We start from the raw sequence: 18943 nt of genomic DNA, 5'->3' as shown, positions 1-18943 counted from the left end.
ACACGATGTCAGACCCAGGCACTACGTTAAGCAAGCACCAAGTGACATGCGGCGACGGCCTGGAGACCCTCTTGAACGATCCGCGGGATCCTCACGATCCGTACGAGACGACCGAGACGCACGTTGAGCGGCTCCTCGGCCGGGCGCTCAACTCCTTCGATCTGCCCGACACGACGGTCGAGCGCCTGGAGACGGCGCTCGCCCACTCCAGCGCGCTGCACTCCTCGCACCACAGCGCGTCGCTGCACCGCTCCACGTACCGCCACACCTATCTGCTCGCCGACGGCACGGCCCTGACCCTGTGGGAGCTGGCCCACAACGCCGGCCGGGACGGGTCCGAGCACCACGAGCTGTACGCGGAGGAGGCCGAGGCCCGGCTCGCCGCGTCGCGGCTGCCGACCGGTCTGGACCCGGGCTGGGACGTCGAGCGCGCGGACGGGCTCGACCTCGACCTCGACGACGACGGCGACGGCGACGGCGACCTGGAGTCGCTGAGCGCGTTGCTGGTCCGGCCGATACCGGCCCAGCCCCGGATGTACGTCTCGGACAACTCCGCGGACCACGCGCGCCGGGTGCTGCGGCGCGCGGAGAACGCGGACCGGCCCGGCGAGGCGACGGCGCGGCGGCTGCGGCTGGCGTTCGCGCACCACATCACGCAGGCGTTCGGCCGCCTGTGCCCGGTGGAGAGCGGCCGGGGTGCCGGATTCACGCTCTACGAGCACGCGTTCCTGCTGCTCGACGGCAGCGAGCTGAGCCTGTGGGAGGTCGAGCACACGGCGACCCCGGACGGCCGCCACATGTGCGAGGTGTACGAGGACGAGCGGGCGGCGCGCGACGCGATGGAGCACCGGTCGCGGGTGCGCTGACGGGAGCGGAGCACCGGCCACCGCGCGCATGGCCCGGTCGGCGGGACAGGGGTTCGTCGCGCGGGCGGCCGGGGCCGGGAACTCCTCGTCCCAGCCGCCCGTGCGGGCGGCTGGGACGCGTGGAGGTCGACGGCCTCGGCGGTCCGGCCCGACCCCGCTCGGCGCGGGGTTCGTCGAACCCTGTCCGAGAAGCCCGGACGGGTCAGGCCGCCACGGCCACCTTCGTGTCGGTCCCGGCCGTCGCCGGCTTCTCGCCGGGGGCGGCCTCGGGGGCCGGCCTGCGTGCGCCCTTGAGAAGGACGACCAGGGCGGCGCTGACGAGTGTGCCCGCCACGATCGCGACCAGGTAGAGCAGCGGGTTGCCGATCAGCGGGATCACGAAGATGCCGCCGTGCGGGGCCCGCAGGGTGCACTCGAAGAGCATCGACAGGGCGCCGGTGACCGCCCCGCCCGCCATCGCCGACGGAATGACCCGCAGCGGATCGGCCGCGGCGAACGGGATGGCACCCTCGCTGATGAACGAGGCCCCCAGGACCCAGGCGGCCTTGCCGTTCTCCCGCTCGGTCTTGGTGAACAGCTTCCCGCGCACGGTCGTGGCGAGCGCCATCGCGAGCGGCGGGACCATTCCGGCGGCCATCACGGCGGCCATGACCTTGAGGGAGCCCTCGTTGGGGTTGGCGAGGCCGCCCACGGCGAAGGCGTACGCGACCTTGTTGACGGGGCCGCCGAGGTCGAAGCACATCATCAGACCGAGGATCACGCCCAGGATGATCGCGTTGGCGCCGGAGAGGCCGGACAACCAGTCGGTCAGGGCCTTCTGAAGGCTTGCGATCGGCTTGCCGATCACCAGGAACATCAGGAAGCCGACGACGATCGAGGACAGCAGCGGGATCACGACCACGGGCATGATGCCCCGCAGAGCGGCGGGCACCTTCACCTTCTGGATGGCGAGGACCGTGCCGCCGGCGATCAGACCCGCGGCGAGACCGCCGAGGAAGCCGGCGTTGATGGTGAGCGCGATGGCACCGCCGACGAAGCCGGGGACGAGACCGGGGCGGTCGGCCATGCCGTAGGCGATGTAACCGGCGAGGACCGGGACGAGGAAGCCGAACGCGAGGCCGCCGATCTGGAACATCAGGGCGGCCCAGCTGTCGGCCTGTCCCCAGGCGAAGTACTCGGCGACGGAGGGGGCCTTGTCGATGTCCCAGCCGCCGATGGCGAAGCCGAGGGCGATGAGGAGACCGCCGGCGGCGACGAACGGGACCATGTAACTGACGCCCGACATCAGCCACTTGCGGAGCTTGGTGCCGTAGCCCTCGTGGGGCTCGCCCACGTTCTCGACGGGGGTGCCCCGCTTCGCGGGGGCGGTGACCTCGCCGCGCGCGGCCTTCTCCTTGACCTCGGCGATCAGTTCGGCGGGCCGGTTGATGCCGGCCTTGACGCCGACGTCGACGGTGGGCTTCCCGGCGAACCGCTCCTTGTCCCGGACGGGCACGTCGTGCGCGAAGATCACGCCGTCGGCCGCGGCGATGACGGCGGGGTCGAGCCGGGTGAACCCGGCGGACCCCTGCGTCTCGACGACGACCTCGGCCCCGGCGGCCGGGCCGGCCTTCTCCAGGGACTCGGCGGCCATGTAGGTGTGGGCGATACCGGTGGGGCAGGAGGTGACGGCCACGATCCGGAAGACCGGCGCGGCCCTGTCACCGGTGGCTTCCGCCGACTCCCCGGCGGACGGAGAGGCCGCGGCGCCCGGGGAGACCGGGGACGCCGGGGCCGACCCGTCGGCGGCAGGCGCCTTGCCCGACCCGTCGGCGGGCGCCTTGCCCGCGCCGCCGGGGGCGGCCCCGGCGGCGCCACCCGGCGCGGCCGTCGCGCCCTCCTCCGCACCGGCCGTGGGCTCCTCGGCGGAGGCGAGCTCCGTGGCAGGCGCCGAGACGGGAGTCGTGGCGGGCTCCGAGGCGGACCCCGTGGCAGGCGCCTGTCCGGCCGCGCCGCTGATCGCCGCCCCTCCCGGGGCGGAGTCGCCCGCGATCAGCGCCGCCGCCTCCGCCGCCGAGGTCGCCCCGCGCAGCGCTCCCGTGAACTCCTCGTTCATCAGCTGGCGGGCCAGGGAGGAGAGGATCGTCAGGTGGGCGTCGTCGGCGCCCGCCGGGGCCGCGATCAGGAAGATCAGGTCCGCCGGGCCGTCCGGAGCACCGAAGTCGACACCTTCGGGCGAGCGGCCGAAGGCCAGGGTCGGCTCGGTGACGTGCGCGCTGCGGCAGTGCGGGATGCCTATGCCGCCGTCCAGGCCGGTCGGCATCTGGGCCTCGCGGGCGGCGACGTCCGCCAGGAAGCCGTCGAGGTCGGTCACCCGGCCCAGCGCGACCATGCGCTCCGCGAGCGAGCGGGCCGCCGCTTCCTTGGTGCCGGCGGACAGGTCGAGATCGACCAGGTCCGCGGTGATCATCTTGCTCATCGCGGGCTCCCTTGCTCGCTGAGTACTCGGTCGAGGGGTACGTCCGCGGTCACGGTGACCGCCGACGGGTTCAGATCGGCAGGCGTCGGCATCTCGCTGCCCGGCAGCTGGACCGCCGCGGCGCCGTGCGCCACCGCCGCCGCCAGGGCGTCGGGGCCTTCGCCGCCCGCCGCGAGGAATCCGGCCAGGGAGGCGTCGCCCGCGCCCACGTTGGAGCGGACCGCCTCCACGGACGCCGTGCCGAACCAGGTGCCGGTGTCCGACACCAGCAGCTGGCCGTCCGCGCCCAGGCTCGCGAGCACCGCGCCCGCGCCCCGCTCCCGCAGCTCCTCCGCCGCCTTCACGGCGTCCCCGACGGTGGCCAGCGGCCGGCCCACGGCCTCCGCCAGCTCCTCCACGTTCGGCTTGACGACGTCCGGCCGGGCGGCGAGCGCCGCGAGGAGCGAGGGCCCGGAGGTGTCGAGCGCGATCCGGGCACCCGCGCCGTGCGCGCGGGTGACCAGCTCGGCGTACCACTCGGGCGCGAGGCCGCGCGGCAGGCTGCCGCAGCAGGCGATCCAGTCCGCGGCGGGCGAGTACGCGCCGACCGTGGCGAGGATCGTCTCGGACTCCTCCGCGCTCAGCTCCGGGCCGGGCGCGTTGACCTTGGTCAGCGTCCCGTCCGGTTCGGCGAGGGCGATGTTGGAACGGGTGTGTCCGGCGACCGGCACCGGGGCGACCTCGATCCCCTGTCCGGCGAGGAGCTGGGCGACCAGCGCGCCGGGGGCTCCGCCGAGCGGGACGACGGCGACCGTACGGTGCCCGGCGGCGGCCACGGCCCGGGAGACGTTGACGCCCTTGCCGCCGGGGTCCATCCGCTCGGCGGAGGCGCGGAGCACCTCGCCGCGGTCCAGGGCCGGTACTTCGTACGTCCGGTCCAGCGACGGGTTGGGGGTGACGGTGAGGATCATGCGCGTACGACTTCCGTTCCCGCGGCCTCGATCGCCGCGGCGTCCTCGGGGCTGAGCCCGCTGTCTGTGATGAGCAGGTCGACGTCGGCGAGGTCTCCGAAGCGGGCGAAGTGCTCCTGACCGTGCTTGGCCGAGTCGGCGAGCAGCACGACCCTGCGGGCGGAGGCGACGACGGCCCGCTTGACGGCGGCCTCGGCGAGGTCGGGGGTGGTGAGTCCGTGTTCGGGCGAGAAGCCGTTGGCGCCGAGGAAGGCGACATCGGCGCGGATCTCTCCGTACGCCCGCAGCGCCCACGCGTCGACGGCGGCCCGGGTACGGTGCCGGACGCGCCCGCCGACGAGGTGGAGATCGATGCCGGGGTGGTCGGCGAGGCGGGCGGCGACGGGCAGGGCGTGGGTGACGACGGTGAGCCCGCAGTCGAGGGGGACGTCGGCGGCGAGCCGGGCGACGGTGGTTCCCGCGTCGAGGACCACGCTGCCCGCCTCGGGCAGTTCACCGAGGGCGGCCCGGACGATCCTGTCCTTCTCGTCGGCGGCGGTGGACTCGCGTTCGGCGAGGTCGGGCTCGAAGTCGAGCCGCCCGGCCGGTATCGCGCCGCCGTGCACCCTGCGGACGAGTCCGGCCCGGTCGAGGGCCTTCAGGTCGCGCCGTACGGTCTCCGCGGTGACCTGGAACTCCTCGGCGAGGGAGAGGACGTCGACGCGTCCGCTCTCGCGGGCGAGCCGCACGATCTCCTGCTGTCGCTCGGGTGCGTACATGTGGCTTTACGTCCGTTCCATGCCCGAACCTGTGGTTTCACCGGCAGGCTACGCCCACGCGTCGGCAAAGTAAACACACTCGGGCATACGGACGGACGTGATCGGGCAGGGGACGGACACGGAGGAGGGCGGACGGCAGAAGACCCGGGTCCTGGGACCCGGGTCTTGTCGATGCCTCACCCGGCCGGTACCGACCGGCCGACCACCGGCCAGCGACCGGCAGACCGGCTCAGTGGGTGAGCGCCGGCTCCTTCGCGAGCTCCTCCACCGGCTCACCCTCCACCGGCTCGCCCTCCACCGCTTCCGCACCCTCCATGTGCTGCTTCGGCTTCGCCGGCAGGGCGAACATCACCAGGAAGATCGCGACGAGCACCGCCACCACCCACCCCAGCGCGTTCTGGAACGCGTCCGCGAACGCCGTCCCGATCTCGCCCGGAGCCCCCGCCAGACGCTCCTCGTCGATCACCCCGTAGAAGACCACCGACACCAGCCCCAGTCCGAGCGCGTTGCCCATCTGCCCGGTCGTGTTGATGAGACCCGACGCCGAGCCGGCGTGCTCCCTCGGAACGTCCGACAGCACCGCGTCCGTCAGCGGGGCGACGATCAGCCCCATGCCCAGGCCCATGATCACGAGGGGCGCGATCATCTGCCAGGAGTGGATGGAGGTGCCGTACCGGCCGGCCTCCCAGAGGTAGAGCAGCACACCCGCCGCCATCGTCAGCGCGCCCGCCTGCAGCACCTTCCGGCCGAAGCGGGGCACCAGCTTCTGCACCGAGAGGCCCGCCGCCACCGAGACGGCGATCGAGAACGGCACCCCGGTCAGACCTGCCTTGAGCGGGCTCCAGCCGAGCCCGATCTGCATGTACAGCGTCCAGACCAGGAAGAAGATGCCCATCACGACTCCGAAGGTCAGCTGCACCGCGATACCGGCCGCGAAGCTCTTCACCTTGAACAGCGACAGCTCGACCAGCGGGGAACCGTCCTTCCTCGTCTTGTACTTCTCGTACACGACGAGGGCGCCGAACACGACGAGGCTGCCGGCCATGCACAGGTGACCCCACAGCGGCCAGTCCAGCTCGCGGCCGCGCGTCAGCGGGTAGATCAGCATCAGCAGCGCGAGGGTGACGAGCAGGACGCCGACCAGGTCGAGGCGGAGCGCCTTGGGTGCCTTGGACTCGGTGATGAACTTGCGGCCCAGGATCAGGCCCGCGATGCCGACCGGCAGGTTGATCAGGAAGATCGGCCGCCACTCCAGGCCGAAGAGGTTCCACTGCGTCAGGAGCGCGCCGAGCAGCGGCCCCGACACGGCGCCCAGACCGATGATCGCGCCGAACATCCCGAAGACCTTGCCGCGCTCGTGGGCGGGGAAGGTGACGTGGACGATCGACAGGACCTGCGGCACCATCATCGCCGCCGCCGCGCCCTGGAGGAGGCGGGAGGCGACCAGCATCTCCGGGCTCGCGGCGAAGCCGCAGAGCGCGGAGGCGAGGGTGAAGCCCGCCGTGCCGAGGAGGAACAGCCGCTTGCGGCCGTAGATGTCACCGAGGCGACCACCGGTGATCAGGCCGGCGGCGAACGCGAGGGCGTACCCGGCGGTGATCCACTGGATGGCCCCGAACGAGGCGCCGAGGTCGCGCTCGATGCTCGGGATCGCGATGTTGACGATCGTGGCGTCGACCAGGTCCATGAAGGCGGCGGTCATGACGATGGCGAGGGCGATCCATCGCCTGCGGTCGGTGCCGGGTCCGGCGGCGTCGTGTGAACTCATAGGAAGAAGGTAGAAGTGATATAGGTCAGGTCGTGTCCTACATGGACGGCATTCTGGTTCCCATGACGGACACTCCCGCACGACTGCTGAATCTGCTGTCTCTCCTCCAGACGCCGCGCGAGTGGCCCGGCAGCGAGCTGGCCGAGCGGCTCGAGGTCTCGCCGCGCACGATCCGCCGGGACATCGACCGGCTGAGGGAGCTGGGTTACCCGGTCGAGGCGTCGAAGGGCGCGGTGGGCGGGTACCGCCTGGTGGCCGGTACGGCCATGCCCCCGCTGCTCCTCGACGACGAGGAGGCCGTGGCGATCGCGGTGGGTCTGCGGGCGGGCGCGGGCCATGCGATCGAGGGGGTGGAGGAGGCGTCGGTACGGGCTCTGGCGAAGCTGGAGCAAGTACTGCCGTCCCGGCTGCGGCACCGGGTCTCCACACTGCAGAACGCGACGATCCCGCTGACCCGGGGCGATGGGGCGACGGTCGCCCCGTCGACGCTGACGGCCCTCGCGGGGGCGGTGACGGGACAGGAGAGACTGCGCTTCGGCTACCGCGCCGGGGACGGCACGGAGTCGAAGCGGCTCGTGGAGCCGTACCGGCTCGTGTCGACCGGGCGACGCTGGTATCTCGTCGCGTACGACATGGGACGCGAGGACTGGCGTACGTTCCGGGTCGACCGGGTGAGCGACCCGTTCGCCACGGGCGCCCGTTTCGCACCGCGCGAGCTGCCCGCGGGCGGGGCGGCGGAGTTCATGACCCGCTCGATGGCGCGAGCTCAGCCGGAGTTCGACCTGGAGGTCGCCTTCGCCGCCCCCGCCGAGTTCGTCGCGGCCCGGCTCCCCGCGCACCTGTCACCCACCGCCACGGGCCCGGACACCTGCCGCCTGCGCTCCCGTACGGCAGACTCCGTCGAATGGCTCGCGCTCCGGCTGGCCCTGGTCGACTGCGACTTCACGGTCCACGCGCCGGACGCCCTGGTCACGTACGTGAGGGACCTCGCGGCCCGCCTGGCGTCGTCGGTCGACTGAGTCGTCGGCGAGGCGGGCGCGGAAGCGGAGGCCGAGGCCCCGGTCTGCCGGCCGCTCCAGGGCCTGTCCGGCGGGTCGGGGCCGGACAGGCCTCAGGCCACCGCGTCGAATCCGGTGTCGCGGGCCATCTTCTTCAGTTCCAGCAGGGCGTGCTTCTCGATCTGGCGGATGCGCTCGCGCGTCAGGCCGTGCTCCTTGCCGACCTCCGTCAGCGTGCGCTCCCGGCCGTCCTCGATGCCGTACCGCATCCGGATGATCGAGGCCGTGCGGTGATCGAGCTTGTCGATCAGGTCGTCGAGCTCCTCGCTGCGCAGCAGCGTGAGCACCGACTGCTCGGGCGAGATCGCCGAGGTGTCCTCCAGCAGGTCGCCGAACTGCGTCTCGCCCTCGTCGTCGACCGACATGTTCAGCGAGACCGGGTCCCGCGCCCAGTCGAGAACGTCCACGACGCGCGCCGGCGTCGAGCCGAGCTCCGACGCGATCTCCGCCGGCTCCGGCTCACGGCCGTTCTCCCGGTTGAACTCGCGCTGCACGCGCCGGATCCGTCCCAGCTCCTCCACCAGGTGGACGGGGAGCCGGATCGTGCGCGACTGGTCGGCTATGGACCGCGTGATGGCCTGCCGGATCCACCACGTGGCGTACGTGGAGAACTTGAAGCCCTTGGCGTAGTCGAACTTCTCGACCGCGCGCACCAGGCCGGCGTTGCCTTCCTGGATCAGGTCGAGCAGCGGCAGTCCGCTGCGCGGATAGCGCCGGGCCACGGCGACGACGAGGCGGAGGTTGGACTTGATGAAGAGGTCCTTGGCACGCTCGCCTGCGGCGACGAGTGCCTCGAGCTCCTCGCGGGACGCTCCGGCCGCGTCGCTCTCGATCTCTCCGTCGAGGATCTGCTGCGCGTAGACGCCCGCCTCGATGTCCTGGGAGAGTTCGACCTCCTTGGCTGCGTCGAGCAGCGGCGTGCGGGCGATCTCGTCGAGGTACATGCCGACCAGGTCGCGGTCGGCGATCTCCCCGCCCACGGCGCGAACGCTGCTTGCCCTCGAGCTGCTGCCGCTGGAGGCGGACGAACGACGGGCGACGGCACGGGTTGCCATGCGTGCTCCCTTGCTGAGTAGGTTGCGACACCCTTTCGGGTGCCCTGCATCCGACGGAAACAACGACTGGAATCGGGACAGAATTCCCACGCACCGCATCGATTTTCGCGATCATGCAGTACCCTGTCGCGCCGCCGGGGCGCTCGCATGGCGCCGGAGCGCAGAGAGGTGCAGGTCAACCGGCCACGAAGGCCGGCCGCCGCGCCCGCCGGTGGGAGAACCGTCGCGTCCGCTCCGCCCGTGAAGACGACACCCGCCCTCTTCTGGCTGCTCCGCGCCGATCCCCGCGCGGGCGGGTCGGCCGAGCTGCGCCGAGCCGGTCAGCCGAACTGCACCGAGCGCTTGGCGAGCCCCATCCAGAACCCGTCGATGACGCTCCGGCCACCGTCCAGGTCCCCCGCCGCGTCCGCGGCGCCCAGTGTCACGAAGAGTGGCGCGAAGTGCTCGGTGCGCGGGTGGGCGAGGCGGCCGGCCGGGGACGTGTGCGCGAAGTCGAGCAGCGCGTCGACGTCCCGGGCCTCCAGGGCCCGGCGGCCCCAGTCGTCGAACTCCGCCGACCAGCCCGGCACCCCACCGCCGACGTGCCGCAGGGCCGCCAGGTTGTGGGTGAAGAAGCCGCTGCCCACGATCAGCACCCCTTCGTCACGGAGAGGCGCGAGCCTGCGCCCGATGTCCATCAGCTTCGCCGGGTCGAGGGTGGGCAGGGACATCTGGAGTACGGGAATGCCGGCGTCCGGGAACATCTCCACCAGCGGTACGTACGCGCCGTGGTCGAGGCCCCGGTCGGCGATGTCCTGCACCGGCGTCCCGGGCCCGCGCAGCAGTTTGCGGACGGACGCGGCGAGCGCGGGCGCGCCGGGGGCCGGGTAGCGCACGCGGTAGTAGTGCTCGGGGAAGCCCCAGAAGTCGTACACGAGCGGCACGGTCTCGGTGGCGCCGAGGGCGAGCGGCGCCTCCTCCCAGTGGGCGGAGACCATCAGGATCGCCTTGGGCCGGGGCAGCGCGGCCGACCAGGCGGCGAGCTCACCGGGCCAGACGGGGTCGTCGGCGAGCGGCGGGGCGCCGTGCGAGAGGTAGAGGGCGGGCATCCGTTCGAGCGTGGCGTCCATGACGACCGCCTCCCAGAAGTCTGCAAGCGCCGAGTGCCGAGTGCCGAGCACAAGGTGCTTTAAGTTTCAAGCTCATCTGACATGACAACCTTAGCGCCATGTAGTTCAACTTTCAAGGATGAGTCGTAGGATAGATACATGACCAACGCATCCAACGGCGAGCCCCGCTGGCTCAGCGACGAGGAGCAGGGCGTCTGGCGCGCATACCTCCACGCCACCACCCTCCTCGAAGACCACCTCGACCGCCAGCTCCAACGCGACGCCGGGATGCCGCACATCTATTACGGACTGCTCGTCCAGCTCTCCCAGGCGCCCCGGCGGCGACTGCGGATGACCGAGCTGGCCAAGGGCGCCAAGATCACCCGCTCCCGGCTCTCGCACGCGGTGGCCCGCTTGGAGAAGAACGGCTGGGTCGTGCGCGAGGAGTGCCCCTCCGACAAGCGCGGACAGTTCGCGCACCTGACGGACGAGGGCTTCGCGGTCCTGGAGCGGACCGCGCCCGGCCATGTCGCCGCCGTGCGGCAGGCGATGTTCGACCGGCTCACACCGCGGCAGGTGGAGCAGCTCGGGGAGATCATGCGGGTGATGGCGGAGGGCCTGCAGCCCTCGGACCCGGACGCGGACCTGCCCTGGCTCCGCTGAGGAACCAGGGCAGGCAGCGCCGTACGGGAAGGACGGGAAGGTCGTACGGGGACGTCGTACGGGTACGTCCTACGAGAACGTCGTCACGGGTACGTCCTACGCGAAGGTCGTGCGGGGACGTCGTACGGCCGGGCTCAGTGCGCGATGACGGGGATCTTCACCTCGTCCTCGACGCCCTCGCCGGCACCGGAGCCGGACCCGGCGACCGCCCCGGCCCCCGGCTTCCCGGTGTTGATGAAGGTGACGGCGATCGCGGCCGAGACGACCAGGATGCCGACCGCCCACCAGATGGCCGCCGCGTAGCCCTCGACCATGCCCTGGAGCTGGAGCAGCTTCTGGGCGGCCGGGGTGGTGGCGCCGGCCGCGTTGTCGGTGAGGAACGCGGTCGTGGCCGAGGCGGCGATGGTGTTGAGCAGTGCCGTACCGATGGCGCCGCCGACCTGCTGCGAGGTGTTGACCATCGCGGAGGCCACACCGGCGTCCCGCGGGTCCACGCCGTGCGTCGCCAGCGACATCGCCGGCATGAACGCCGTACCCATGCCGAGGCCGAGCAGGAGCTGCGCGGGCAGGATCAGACCGGCGTAGGAGGTACCGATCTCCAGCTGCGTGAGCAGCAGCATGCCGACGCCCGCGGTCAGGAAGCCGGGGCCCATCAGCCAGCGCGGGGGGACCCGCGTCATCAGCCGCGTACCGATCTGGGTGGAGCCGACGATCATGCCCGCGATCATCGGGAGGAACGCGAAGCCCGTCCTGACCGGCGAGTACCCCTTCACGATCTGGAGGTAGTACGTCAGGAAGAGGAACAGGCCGAACATCGCGATGACGGCGAGACCGAGGGAGAGGTAGACACCGCCGCGGTTGCGCTCGGTCAGGACGCGCAGAGGCAGCAGCGGGGACTTCACCTTCGCCTCGGTGAGCACGAACGCGGCGAGCAGCACGGCCGAGCCGACGAAGAGACCGATGGTCGTGGCGTCGGACCAGCCCGCGGACTCGGCGCGGGTGAAGCCGTAGACGAGCGTGACCAGACCCAGCGTGGACAGGACGACGCCCGGGATGTCGAGCGGCGAGCGGTTGCGGCCGCCGGCCGGCTCACGGATCACGAAGTACGCGCCGACGGCGGCGACGATCGCGAAGGGGATGTTGACGAAGAAGGTCCAGCGCCAGTCGAGGTACTCGGTCAGGAAGCCGCCGAGGATCAGACCCACGGCGCCACCGCCACCGGCGATCGCTCCGTAGATGCCGAAGGCCTTGGCGCGCTCCTTGGCGTCGGTGAACATCACCGCGAGCAGGGACAGCGCGGCCGGCGCGAGCAGCGCGCCGAAGGCACCCTGGAGCGCGCGGGCGCCCAGCATCATCGCCTCGCCGGTCGCGGCCCCGCCGAGCGCGGAGGCGGCGGCGAAGCCGATCAGGCCCACGACGAAGGTCCGCTTACGGCCCCACAGGTCGGCTATGCGGCCGCCGAAGAGCAGCAGACCGCCGAAGGCGAGGGCGTAGGCGGTGATGACCCACTGCCGGTTGCCGTCCGAGATCCCCAGGTCCTGCTGGGCGGAGGGCAGCGCGATGTTCACGATCGTCGCGTCGAGCACGACCATCAGCTGGGCGAGAGCGATGAAGACCAGCGCTTTCCAGCGCCTGGGATCTGTTTCGGACATGGGGGTAGCCACCTCTTGGTGCGTAAAGGAGAAAAACGGACGTACTAAGTAAGGAAGTCGAGGAAGTCGAGGAAGTCGAGGAAGTCGACGTCGACGGGGTTACGGGACGGTCGGCTGTGACGGGAAGGTCGGCTCGGGGTCACGACGGACGGCTCGGGTCACGACGGGCGGGGGTCACCGCCCCGCAGATCCTCCAAAGTGGCGGCCGAGCCGGGCAGCACGGAGCGCGCGGGCGCTTCGAGGCCGTCCAGGAACAGCTGCAGATGACGGTGGACGAAACGGTCCATGTTCAGGCAGGCGGTGCCCGGGAGCGGGCGGGTGAGCTGGGAGAGCGCCACCATCAGATCCCCGACGCCGACGTCGGCGCGCAGCCTGCCCGCCCGCTGCGCGCGGCCGACGAGATCCTGGACGGCCTCCTCCAACCGCACGCGCTCGGCGTCCAGTTCGGGGTGGTCCTTGTCGAACGTGCCGTCGAGCATCGGGCACAGGGCGCCGATCCGCTCGTCGGCGGCGGCGTGGGTGAAGCGGCGCAGCGCCGCGAAGGTGTCGGCCTCCTCCGCGACCGCCCGCTCCGCCAGCTCGGTGGTGCGGGACATGACGGAGACGACGACCTCCCGGATCAGCTCGGAACGGTCCGGGAAGTTGCGGTAGAGCGTGGCGTTCCCGACGCCGGCGCGGCGCGCGATCTCGTCCAGGGGCACGTGCGGGCCGAACTCGACGAACATCTCGCGGGCCGCGGCCACGATCCGCTCACGGTTGCGCAGGGCATCGGCCCGCGGGCGCGGGGCGCGGCGAACGGGTGCGGTGTCGGCGGTGCTGGTGCTCACGCCACGGCCTCCTCAGACGATCTCGGCGACGGTCGCCGCCAACAGTCGCTGTTGACGGTTGCCGTCGATCCGGGGACTGACTCCCCACTTGCTCGGACACGGGCTTAAACGGGGAGGGAGTCCCCGGTTATTTCCCGCTCGCGCTGTGACCTGGGTCACGTATGCCCGTGCGACCGAAATACCCACGATCGGGCCACCCGGCGCGCGCCCCCGCACCTCCCGCCACAGGCTGATCGAACAGCGCGGTACGGATCACCCGCGGAACGGATCCTCAGGGAGGCGACCGTATGCAGCAGCCCAGCCGGCGGATACGCAGACCCGTCACCCTGGCCGCGGCGGCGGCCCTCGCGCTCGCCGCTCTGGCCTCCGCCAGCACGAACCTGCCCGGGCCGGCTCCGGCCTCCGCGGGCCCCGTGGCCACCACTCCCGGGAACGCGCCGCTCGGGCCGTGCCGGATCGCTACGACGATGGGTGTGCAGATGTCGGAGGGGCTGCCCACCGCCCCCGGATACGCCCGCTCCACGGGCCGCCTCAGGGCCCTCAACCTGATGATCGACTTCCCGGACGCGCTCGGCGAGGGCACGGCGCTCGGCCGGTACGACGAGTTCTTCCCCCAGACCACCGACTGGTTCCGCACCAGCTCCTACGGACGGCTCCGCTACCACCCCGAGACCCCGATACGCGACTGGCTGCGGATGCCGAAGCCGTTCTCCTCGTACGGGATAGAGCGCGGCGCACCGTACGAACCGGGCTACCGCACGCTCGTCGAGGACATCGTCATGGCCGCCGATCCGAAGGTCGACTTCAGCGCGTACGACCTGGTCAACGTCCTGGTCACCCCGAACGCCGGGCCGTCGGCGCTGGACACCGTGCTGTCCGTCACCTTCTCGGGGAACGACGACGCCCCCTACGCGGACGGGGTCCCGCTCTCCCACACGTCCTTCGTCTACAGCCGCCAGGACGACGGCTCGGGGACGTACTCCGAGACCGGTTACCGGGTCCTGCCGCACGAGAACGGCCATGTCTTCGGGCTTCCCGACCTCTACACCGTGGACGGCGGCGGCACGGTCGGGCACTGGGACATCATGTCCGAGGACTGGGGGGCCAACAACGACTTCCTCGGCTGGCACAAGTGGAAGCTGGGCTGGCTCGACAACCACCAGGTCGGCTGCGTGTCCCGGACCGGCACCACCGAGTACGCGCTGACTCCGCTGGCCACCGCCGGAGGCCTGAAACTCGCCTTCGTACCGCTCTCCGACACCTCCGGCTACGCCGTCGAGGTCCGCACCCAGGCCGGCAACGACCAGGCCGTCTGCCGGCCGGGCGTACTGATCTACCGCGTCGAGTCGGACGTGGACACCGGGCACGGCCCGGTGACGGTCGCGGACAGCAAGCGGGACAGCGGGGGCTGCACCCGGCGCCCGAACGTCCACGCGGAGCTCTCGGACGCCCCGTACCGTCCGGGAGAGACCTTCACGGACCGGGCGAACGGCATCAGGATCACGGTGCTCGACGAGGACGCGAAGGGGCGCTATCGCGTCCGTGTCACGCGCGGCTGATTCGGCGCGGCGGAACACGCGGAGCTGATTCCGCGCGGCGGAACACGCGCGGCCGGTCCCGCCCTCTCCCCCGGCGGGTTCGGGGCCGGCCGGGCCCCTAAGCGAGCATGGTGGCCCTCAGCTCCCGCTTGAGGATCTTCCCGGCGGCGTTGCGGGGCAGTGCGGTGTCCCGTACGACGATGTGCGCGGGCACCTTGAAGGCGGCGAGGGACGCGCCCACGTGCGCCCGCAGCTCGTCGGTGGTGACCGAGGCCCCCGTGCGCAGCCGTACCACCGCGGCGACCTCCTCGCCGAGCGCGGGGTGCGGAACTCCGAGGACAGCGGCGTCGACGACGTCGGGGTGGTCGTGGAGGACGGCCTCGACCTCGACGCAGTACACGTTCTCGCCGCCCCGGATCACCATGTCCTTGAGCCGGTCGACGACGGTGACGCGCCCCTCGCGGAGGTGGGCGAGATCCCCGGTCCGGAACCACCCGTCCTCGGTGAAGGCGTTCCGGGTCGCCTCCTCGTCCCGCCAGTAGCCCCGGAAGACGGACTGCCCCCGGAGCTGGAGTTCGCCTACGCCGTCGGCGTCGGGCCGGTCGATCCGCACCTCGACGGCGGGAGCGGGCCGCCCCACGCTGCGCGGGTACGCGCGGTACTCGGCACCGAAGTTGGCGAGGACGCCACCGCAGGTCTCGGTGAGGCCGTAGCCGTTGCGCGGCTCGACGCGCTCCCCGTAGCGGGCGGCGATCCGGGCGACGATCTCCGGCGGGGCGGCGGCCCCACCGGTGTTGAGCATCGTGAGGCTCTCCAGCGGGTCGTCGGTGCGCTCGGCGAGGTCGAGCAGTTGCAGGGCGGTGGTGGGCACGCCGGCGTAGTGGGTGACGCGGTGCTCACGGATGAGCTCCAGCGCCCGGGCGGCGTCCCACTTCCGCATGAGGACGAGGGAACCGCCCGCGGCCATGACGGAGAAGAGGGAGGTGAAGGCGGCCACGTGGAAGAACGGGAACGTGGTGAGCGAGACGGGAGCGGCACCCTGACCCGGGATCGTGCCGCGCGTGAGGGCGGAGGCGGCGGCGAAGTACCGGGGGTTCATCGCGGCCCCGGCCTGGGCGAGGTGGGTGGCGACGGCCCCCTTCGGCCGGCCGGTGGTCCCGGAGGTGTAGACGATGGTGGCGTCGTGCTCGGGCAGGACGTCGACGAGGGGCGGCCCGAGGTGGGGGTCGGTGTCGGGCACGTACGCCTGGAACCCCTCGGCCGCCTCCCCGTGGAAGACGATCCCCGGCACGCCGTGCTTCCGGGCCCAGCGCTCGACCCTGCCGACCCGCTCGCCGTCGACGAGGAGGATGCCGGGCGCGCAGTCGTCGAGCGCGTACGCGAACTCCTCCTCCGTCCACCAGGCGTTGAGGGGGACGGCGATGAGCCCGGCGAGCTGGGCGGCCCAGAAGGCGATCTGCCACTCGGGGTGATTCCGCATGGCGACGACGGCCCGGTCGCCGGGCCGCAGGCCGTGGTCGTCGACGAAACGGCGGGCGAGGCCGCAGGCGGCGTCGAAGAACTCCCGGTAGCTCACGGTCCCACCCTCGGAGACCAGGAACGGACGGTCGCCGTACGCCCAGGTGACCTCCACGAACTCCCGCAGCGTGCGGGGCCCGTCGACATACACGCCCTCCTCGACGGCGAACGGCGCACCGTCGGCGGCCAGCCGCGCGGCGACGTCCCGCGCGACGGAGCCCATGGCCGGATCGGTGTGCGTCGGCACGACCACCCTCACCCCTCGCTAAGCGCTTGCTCAGTTCCCACGGTGGACGCTATGCCGGACCTCCGGAGCCGGTCAACCCTACGCAACACGCCCAGCCCTCGATCCGCTAGGCTGTCCCTGATCACCCACGCCTTCGTAGCTCAGGGGATAGAGCACCGCTCTCCTAAAGCGGGTGTCGCAGGTTCGAATCCTGCCGGGGGCACAGCGCAAAGGGCCAGCTCAGGGGAACATTCCCCCGATGCTGGCCCTTCGTCATGATCGCGACCGTGCCACCTACGTGCCAGAAGGCGGCGGATCGCTGCTCTCCCGCGGATTTCGCGGGCGTGTTCGCGGTTGTGCTGGATGTCGCGGCGGATGTTGGCGGCGAGCCAGGACTCGCCGGGTGTGGCGCCGTGGCCGGCGTAGGTCCAGTGGGCGACGACGAGGACGGTGGCTTCGGGGTTGTCGTCGGGGTCGGGCAGGCCGAGGGCTTCGCGTTGTTGGGCGGCGCGGTAGTCGGCGCGGACCTGGCGTAAGGCGCCAAGGATGGTGGAGTAGCGGCGGGATTTGGTGGAGAAGTGGCCGCGGAAGCCGAGCATGTGAGCCCACGCACGGAGCCTTCGCTCCGGGTAGGCCGCATCGAGGTCCATGCAGGCTTCCATGAGGCGCCGGGGGTGATCGGGCACGTCGAGGAGGATGAGCGCTTCCTTGTTGCCCACCCGGTGGTCGACGCTGCCGGTGGTCTCGGCGGCTTTGGTGGCGTTGGCGACGTAGGCGGCGACGGCCTGTTCGGTGAGGTCTTCGCCCTGGCCGAAGGCGCCGATGGGCTGGACATCGAGCTGGGTCCCCCAGGTGAGGGTCACGTCCTGGTCGACGCCGTGGTCGGGGGCGGCGGGGACGACGACTTGGGCGCGGGCGGCTGCAGCGCGGATGGCGTGGGTGAGGAGGTCGAGGGTGGCCCAGGCCGGAGGCGGGGTGTCGGGGCCCGCAGGGCCGTCGAAGCGGATGACTGCGTGGAAGTGGACGGCGCCGCGCTTTTGGTACTCGGCGACCTTGCCGAACGAGACGCGGGACTGTTCGCGGGCGGCTTTCTGGGTCAGGCCGGCGCGTGCGGCGATCTCGCGGCGGAGGTAGATCGTGAAGTACCGCCACAGCTCGGAGGCGTGGTTGTTCCACAACACCGCGGCCGCGTAGTCGTAGGTCTCCGGGTGGAGCGGGGTGCCGAGTTCGGGCGCGTCCTCCTGGTGCTGCTTCCCGCAGCGGCACGGGCGGTTCCCGGGGCGGTTGTGGACGGGGCCGAAGGACGGGGCGGTGAGGGTGGCGAAGACGCGGGGGTGATCGCGGATCGTCTCCGGGGTGCCCTTGTCGGGGTTGCCGACGAGTCCGGCACGGATCAGGTGGTAGGTGTCCCCCGCATAGGTCCAGGCGCAGGCAGGGCAGCGGGAGGCCCGGCGGTTGCCGCAGGCGACCCGCAGGACCCCACCAGGCTCGTTCTCGGTGGTGTAGGCGTGGAGGACGGTCTTGGTGGCCGGGTCGAGGGTCTTGGTCCCGCCGGAGAGGCGGATGGGTGCGGCGCATCCTCCGGTGCGGCGGATCTGGTCAGTGAGGCGGTCGAAGCCGGGGGACCCGGCAACCCGGAGCAGATCGCTCAGGGTGTCCGGGTCCAGGCCCGCCTGGGTGGCGGTGTCGGTCAAGCACCCGGCTCCGCGTTCCGCTCCACCGGGCGGGCTTCCCGGCTCCGCTCCGCGCGACGCTCCTGCCTCCGGCCCGCTCCGCGCGCGCTGCGTCGAAGCCCGCCCCTGCGAGTGGGATAGGCCCAAAGGCATGAGCCGAGCCCCAACGGTCCGCGGTTCCCTCTCCCTCACCGACATGCCTCCGGCGGGGGCGCTCCGGCTCCGGGATGGCGGGGCGCCGTACGCGAGTGCCGGCCGGTGGGGTGCTGAGGCGGGGAACTCCCATCCCGTCTGCCGTCGACCCAGGACAAGCCGAGCAGACACGGCACCGGGCGTCCAGGTCGTTCGTACAGTGGCGCGCTCCACCTGGACGCCCGGCACCGCGCCCGCTCCACGGTGTGTGGGTCGACGGCAGACGGGATGGGAGTTGGGTTAGTTGTGGCAGAGCAGAGCCATAGGGCTCTCCCCCCCCAGACGAAACCAAGGTCTTAAAAGCAGCCACTAGCCCGTGGGTACGCGCCGTCCGCCAATCCTCTGCCGCTAATTGACGTCATCGAAAGTGGCAACTGAACGGTCGGCATCAAATGCCGGGACTCGCATGGTTGCTCGCTTGCCCGGGGTGGCATCAAGGATTCCCCGCACCACTACAGGTCGACGCTCGCCGTGATACCGAGCGGCACGCCTATAGACATCCAATGGCAGCTCGAAAGAGACAACACAAAGCGCCGGCACCTTCTGGTGTTGCGCTCGCTAAGGGCTGTCCCGCAAACGATCTCCGTCTCAGAGCCGTCGCGGGTAGGCGGGGTGATCGGCGTAGGGTGAGGCGAGGTCGAGCAGGTCGTCGC

Annotated in this window: 13 protein-coding genes, 1 tRNA gene and 1 pseudogene; 5 read left to right on the top strand and 10 right to left on the bottom strand. The window is 71.7% G+C overall.

What is annotated here, in order from left to right; translation table 11 throughout:
• Nucleotides 1-71 precede the first annotated feature (71 nt).
• Nucleotides 72-866: a DUF6227 family protein gene (locus ABZY12_RS11180; RefSeq protein ID WP_356889029.1), complete on the top strand. Its 795-nt coding sequence runs from the start codon at nucleotides 72-74 to the stop codon at nucleotides 864-866.
• Nucleotides 867-1068: 202 nt separating this feature from the next.
• Here the strand turns inward: ABZY12_RS11180 and ABZY12_RS11175 are convergent, their stop codons facing one another.
• The 4 genes from ABZY12_RS11175 to ABZY12_RS11160 all read right to left on the bottom strand — a co-directional run bounded on the left by ABZY12_RS11175 (nucleotide 1069) and on the right by ABZY12_RS11160 (nucleotide 6800).
• A complete protein-coding gene (locus tag ABZY12_RS11175; RefSeq protein WP_356889028.1) occupies nucleotides 1069-3324 on the bottom strand; it encodes a fructose-specific PTS transporter subunit EIIC in 2256 nt (751 codons plus the stop codon).
• Nucleotides 3321-4274: a 1-phosphofructokinase gene (gene pfkB, locus ABZY12_RS11170; protein ID WP_356889027.1), complete on the bottom strand. Its 954-nt coding sequence runs from the start codon at nucleotides 4272-4274 to the stop codon at nucleotides 3321-3323. The genes ABZY12_RS11175 and pfkB overlap by 4 nt, the downstream gene beginning before the upstream one ends.
• The gene (locus ABZY12_RS11165) at nucleotides 4271-5032 is read right to left on the bottom strand and encodes a DeoR/GlpR family DNA-binding transcription regulator (RefSeq protein ID WP_356889026.1); all 762 of its coding nucleotides are present in this window, start codon (nucleotides 5030-5032) and stop codon (nucleotides 4271-4273) included. The genes pfkB and ABZY12_RS11165 overlap by 4 nt, the downstream gene beginning before the upstream one ends.
• 229 nt (nucleotides 5033-5261) lie before the next feature.
• A complete protein-coding gene (locus ABZY12_RS11160; protein WP_356889025.1) occupies nucleotides 5262-6800 on the bottom strand; it encodes an MFS transporter in 1539 nt (512 codons plus the stop codon).
• 62 nt (nucleotides 6801-6862) lie between these two features.
• Here ABZY12_RS11160 and ABZY12_RS11155 point away from each other — a divergent pair, with 62 nt between their 5' ends.
• Complete coding sequence (locus ABZY12_RS11155; protein WP_356889024.1) at nucleotides 6863-7819, top strand: YafY family protein; 957 nt, start codon at nucleotides 6863-6865, stop codon at nucleotides 7817-7819.
• Nucleotides 7820-7911: 92 nt separating this feature from the next.
• Here the strand turns inward: ABZY12_RS11155 and ABZY12_RS11150 are convergent, their stop codons facing one another.
• Nucleotides 7912-8913, bottom strand: a complete 1002-nt coding sequence (locus tag ABZY12_RS11150; RefSeq protein WP_356889023.1) for a sigma-70 family RNA polymerase sigma factor — start codon at nucleotides 8911-8913, stop codon at nucleotides 7912-7914.
• 320 nt (nucleotides 8914-9233) lie between these two features.
• On the bottom strand, nucleotides 9234-10022 hold the full coding sequence (locus ABZY12_RS11145; RefSeq protein ID WP_356889022.1) for a class III extradiol ring-cleavage dioxygenase: 789 nt from the start codon (nucleotides 10020-10022) through the stop codon (nucleotides 9234-9236).
• 138 nt (nucleotides 10023-10160) lie between these two features.
• Between ABZY12_RS11145 and ABZY12_RS11140 the strand changes: the two genes are divergently transcribed.
• Entirely contained in the window at nucleotides 10161-10664 is a 504-nt protein-coding gene (locus tag ABZY12_RS11140; protein WP_356889021.1) for a MarR family transcriptional regulator, read from the top strand.
• Between the two features lie 134 nt (nucleotides 10665-10798).
• On the opposite strand, the gene ABZY12_RS11135 is transcribed toward ABZY12_RS11140, so the two are convergent.
• Both ABZY12_RS11135 and ABZY12_RS11130 read right to left on the bottom strand, forming a co-directional pair.
• Complete coding sequence (locus ABZY12_RS11135; RefSeq protein WP_356889020.1) at nucleotides 10799-12316, bottom strand: MFS transporter; 1518 nt, start codon at nucleotides 12314-12316, stop codon at nucleotides 10799-10801.
• A gap of 158 nt (nucleotides 12317-12474) precedes the next feature.
• On the bottom strand, nucleotides 12475-13143 hold the full coding sequence (locus tag ABZY12_RS11130; protein ID WP_356889019.1) for a TetR/AcrR family transcriptional regulator: 669 nt from the start codon (nucleotides 13141-13143) through the stop codon (nucleotides 12475-12477).
• Nucleotides 13144-13430: 287 nt separating this feature from the next.
• Between ABZY12_RS11130 and ABZY12_RS11125 the strand changes: the two genes are divergently transcribed.
• Nucleotides 13431-14702, top strand: coding sequence for a M6 family metalloprotease domain-containing protein (locus tag ABZY12_RS11125; protein WP_356889018.1), 1272 nt, complete (start codon nucleotides 13431-13433; stop codon nucleotides 14700-14702).
• A gap of 97 nt (nucleotides 14703-14799) precedes the next feature.
• Here the strand turns inward: ABZY12_RS11125 and ABZY12_RS11120 are convergent, their stop codons facing one another.
• Entirely contained in the window at nucleotides 14800-16422 is a 1623-nt protein-coding gene (locus ABZY12_RS11120) for a class I adenylate-forming enzyme family protein (RefSeq protein WP_356889176.1), read from the bottom strand.
• Nucleotides 16423-16575: 153 nt separating this feature from the next.
• Here ABZY12_RS11120 and ABZY12_RS11115 point away from each other — a divergent pair.
• Nucleotides 16576-16648, top strand: a tRNA-Arg gene (locus ABZY12_RS11115).
• A gap of 106 nt (nucleotides 16649-16754) precedes the next feature.
• On the opposite strand, the pseudogene repSA reads toward ABZY12_RS11115, so the two are convergent.
• Nucleotides 16755-18119, bottom strand: a pseudogene (repSA, locus tag ABZY12_RS11110) (replication initiator protein RepSA); the annotation flags it as partial.
• Between the last annotated feature and the right edge of the window lie 824 nt (nucleotides 18120-18943).

The sequence above is a fragment of the Streptomyces sp. NPDC006551 genome, from assembly GCF_040611675.1.
GTDB lineage: Bacteria > Actinomycetota > Actinomycetes > Streptomycetales > Streptomycetaceae > Streptomyces.
This window is presented reverse-complemented; position numbering and strand designations above follow the sequence as displayed.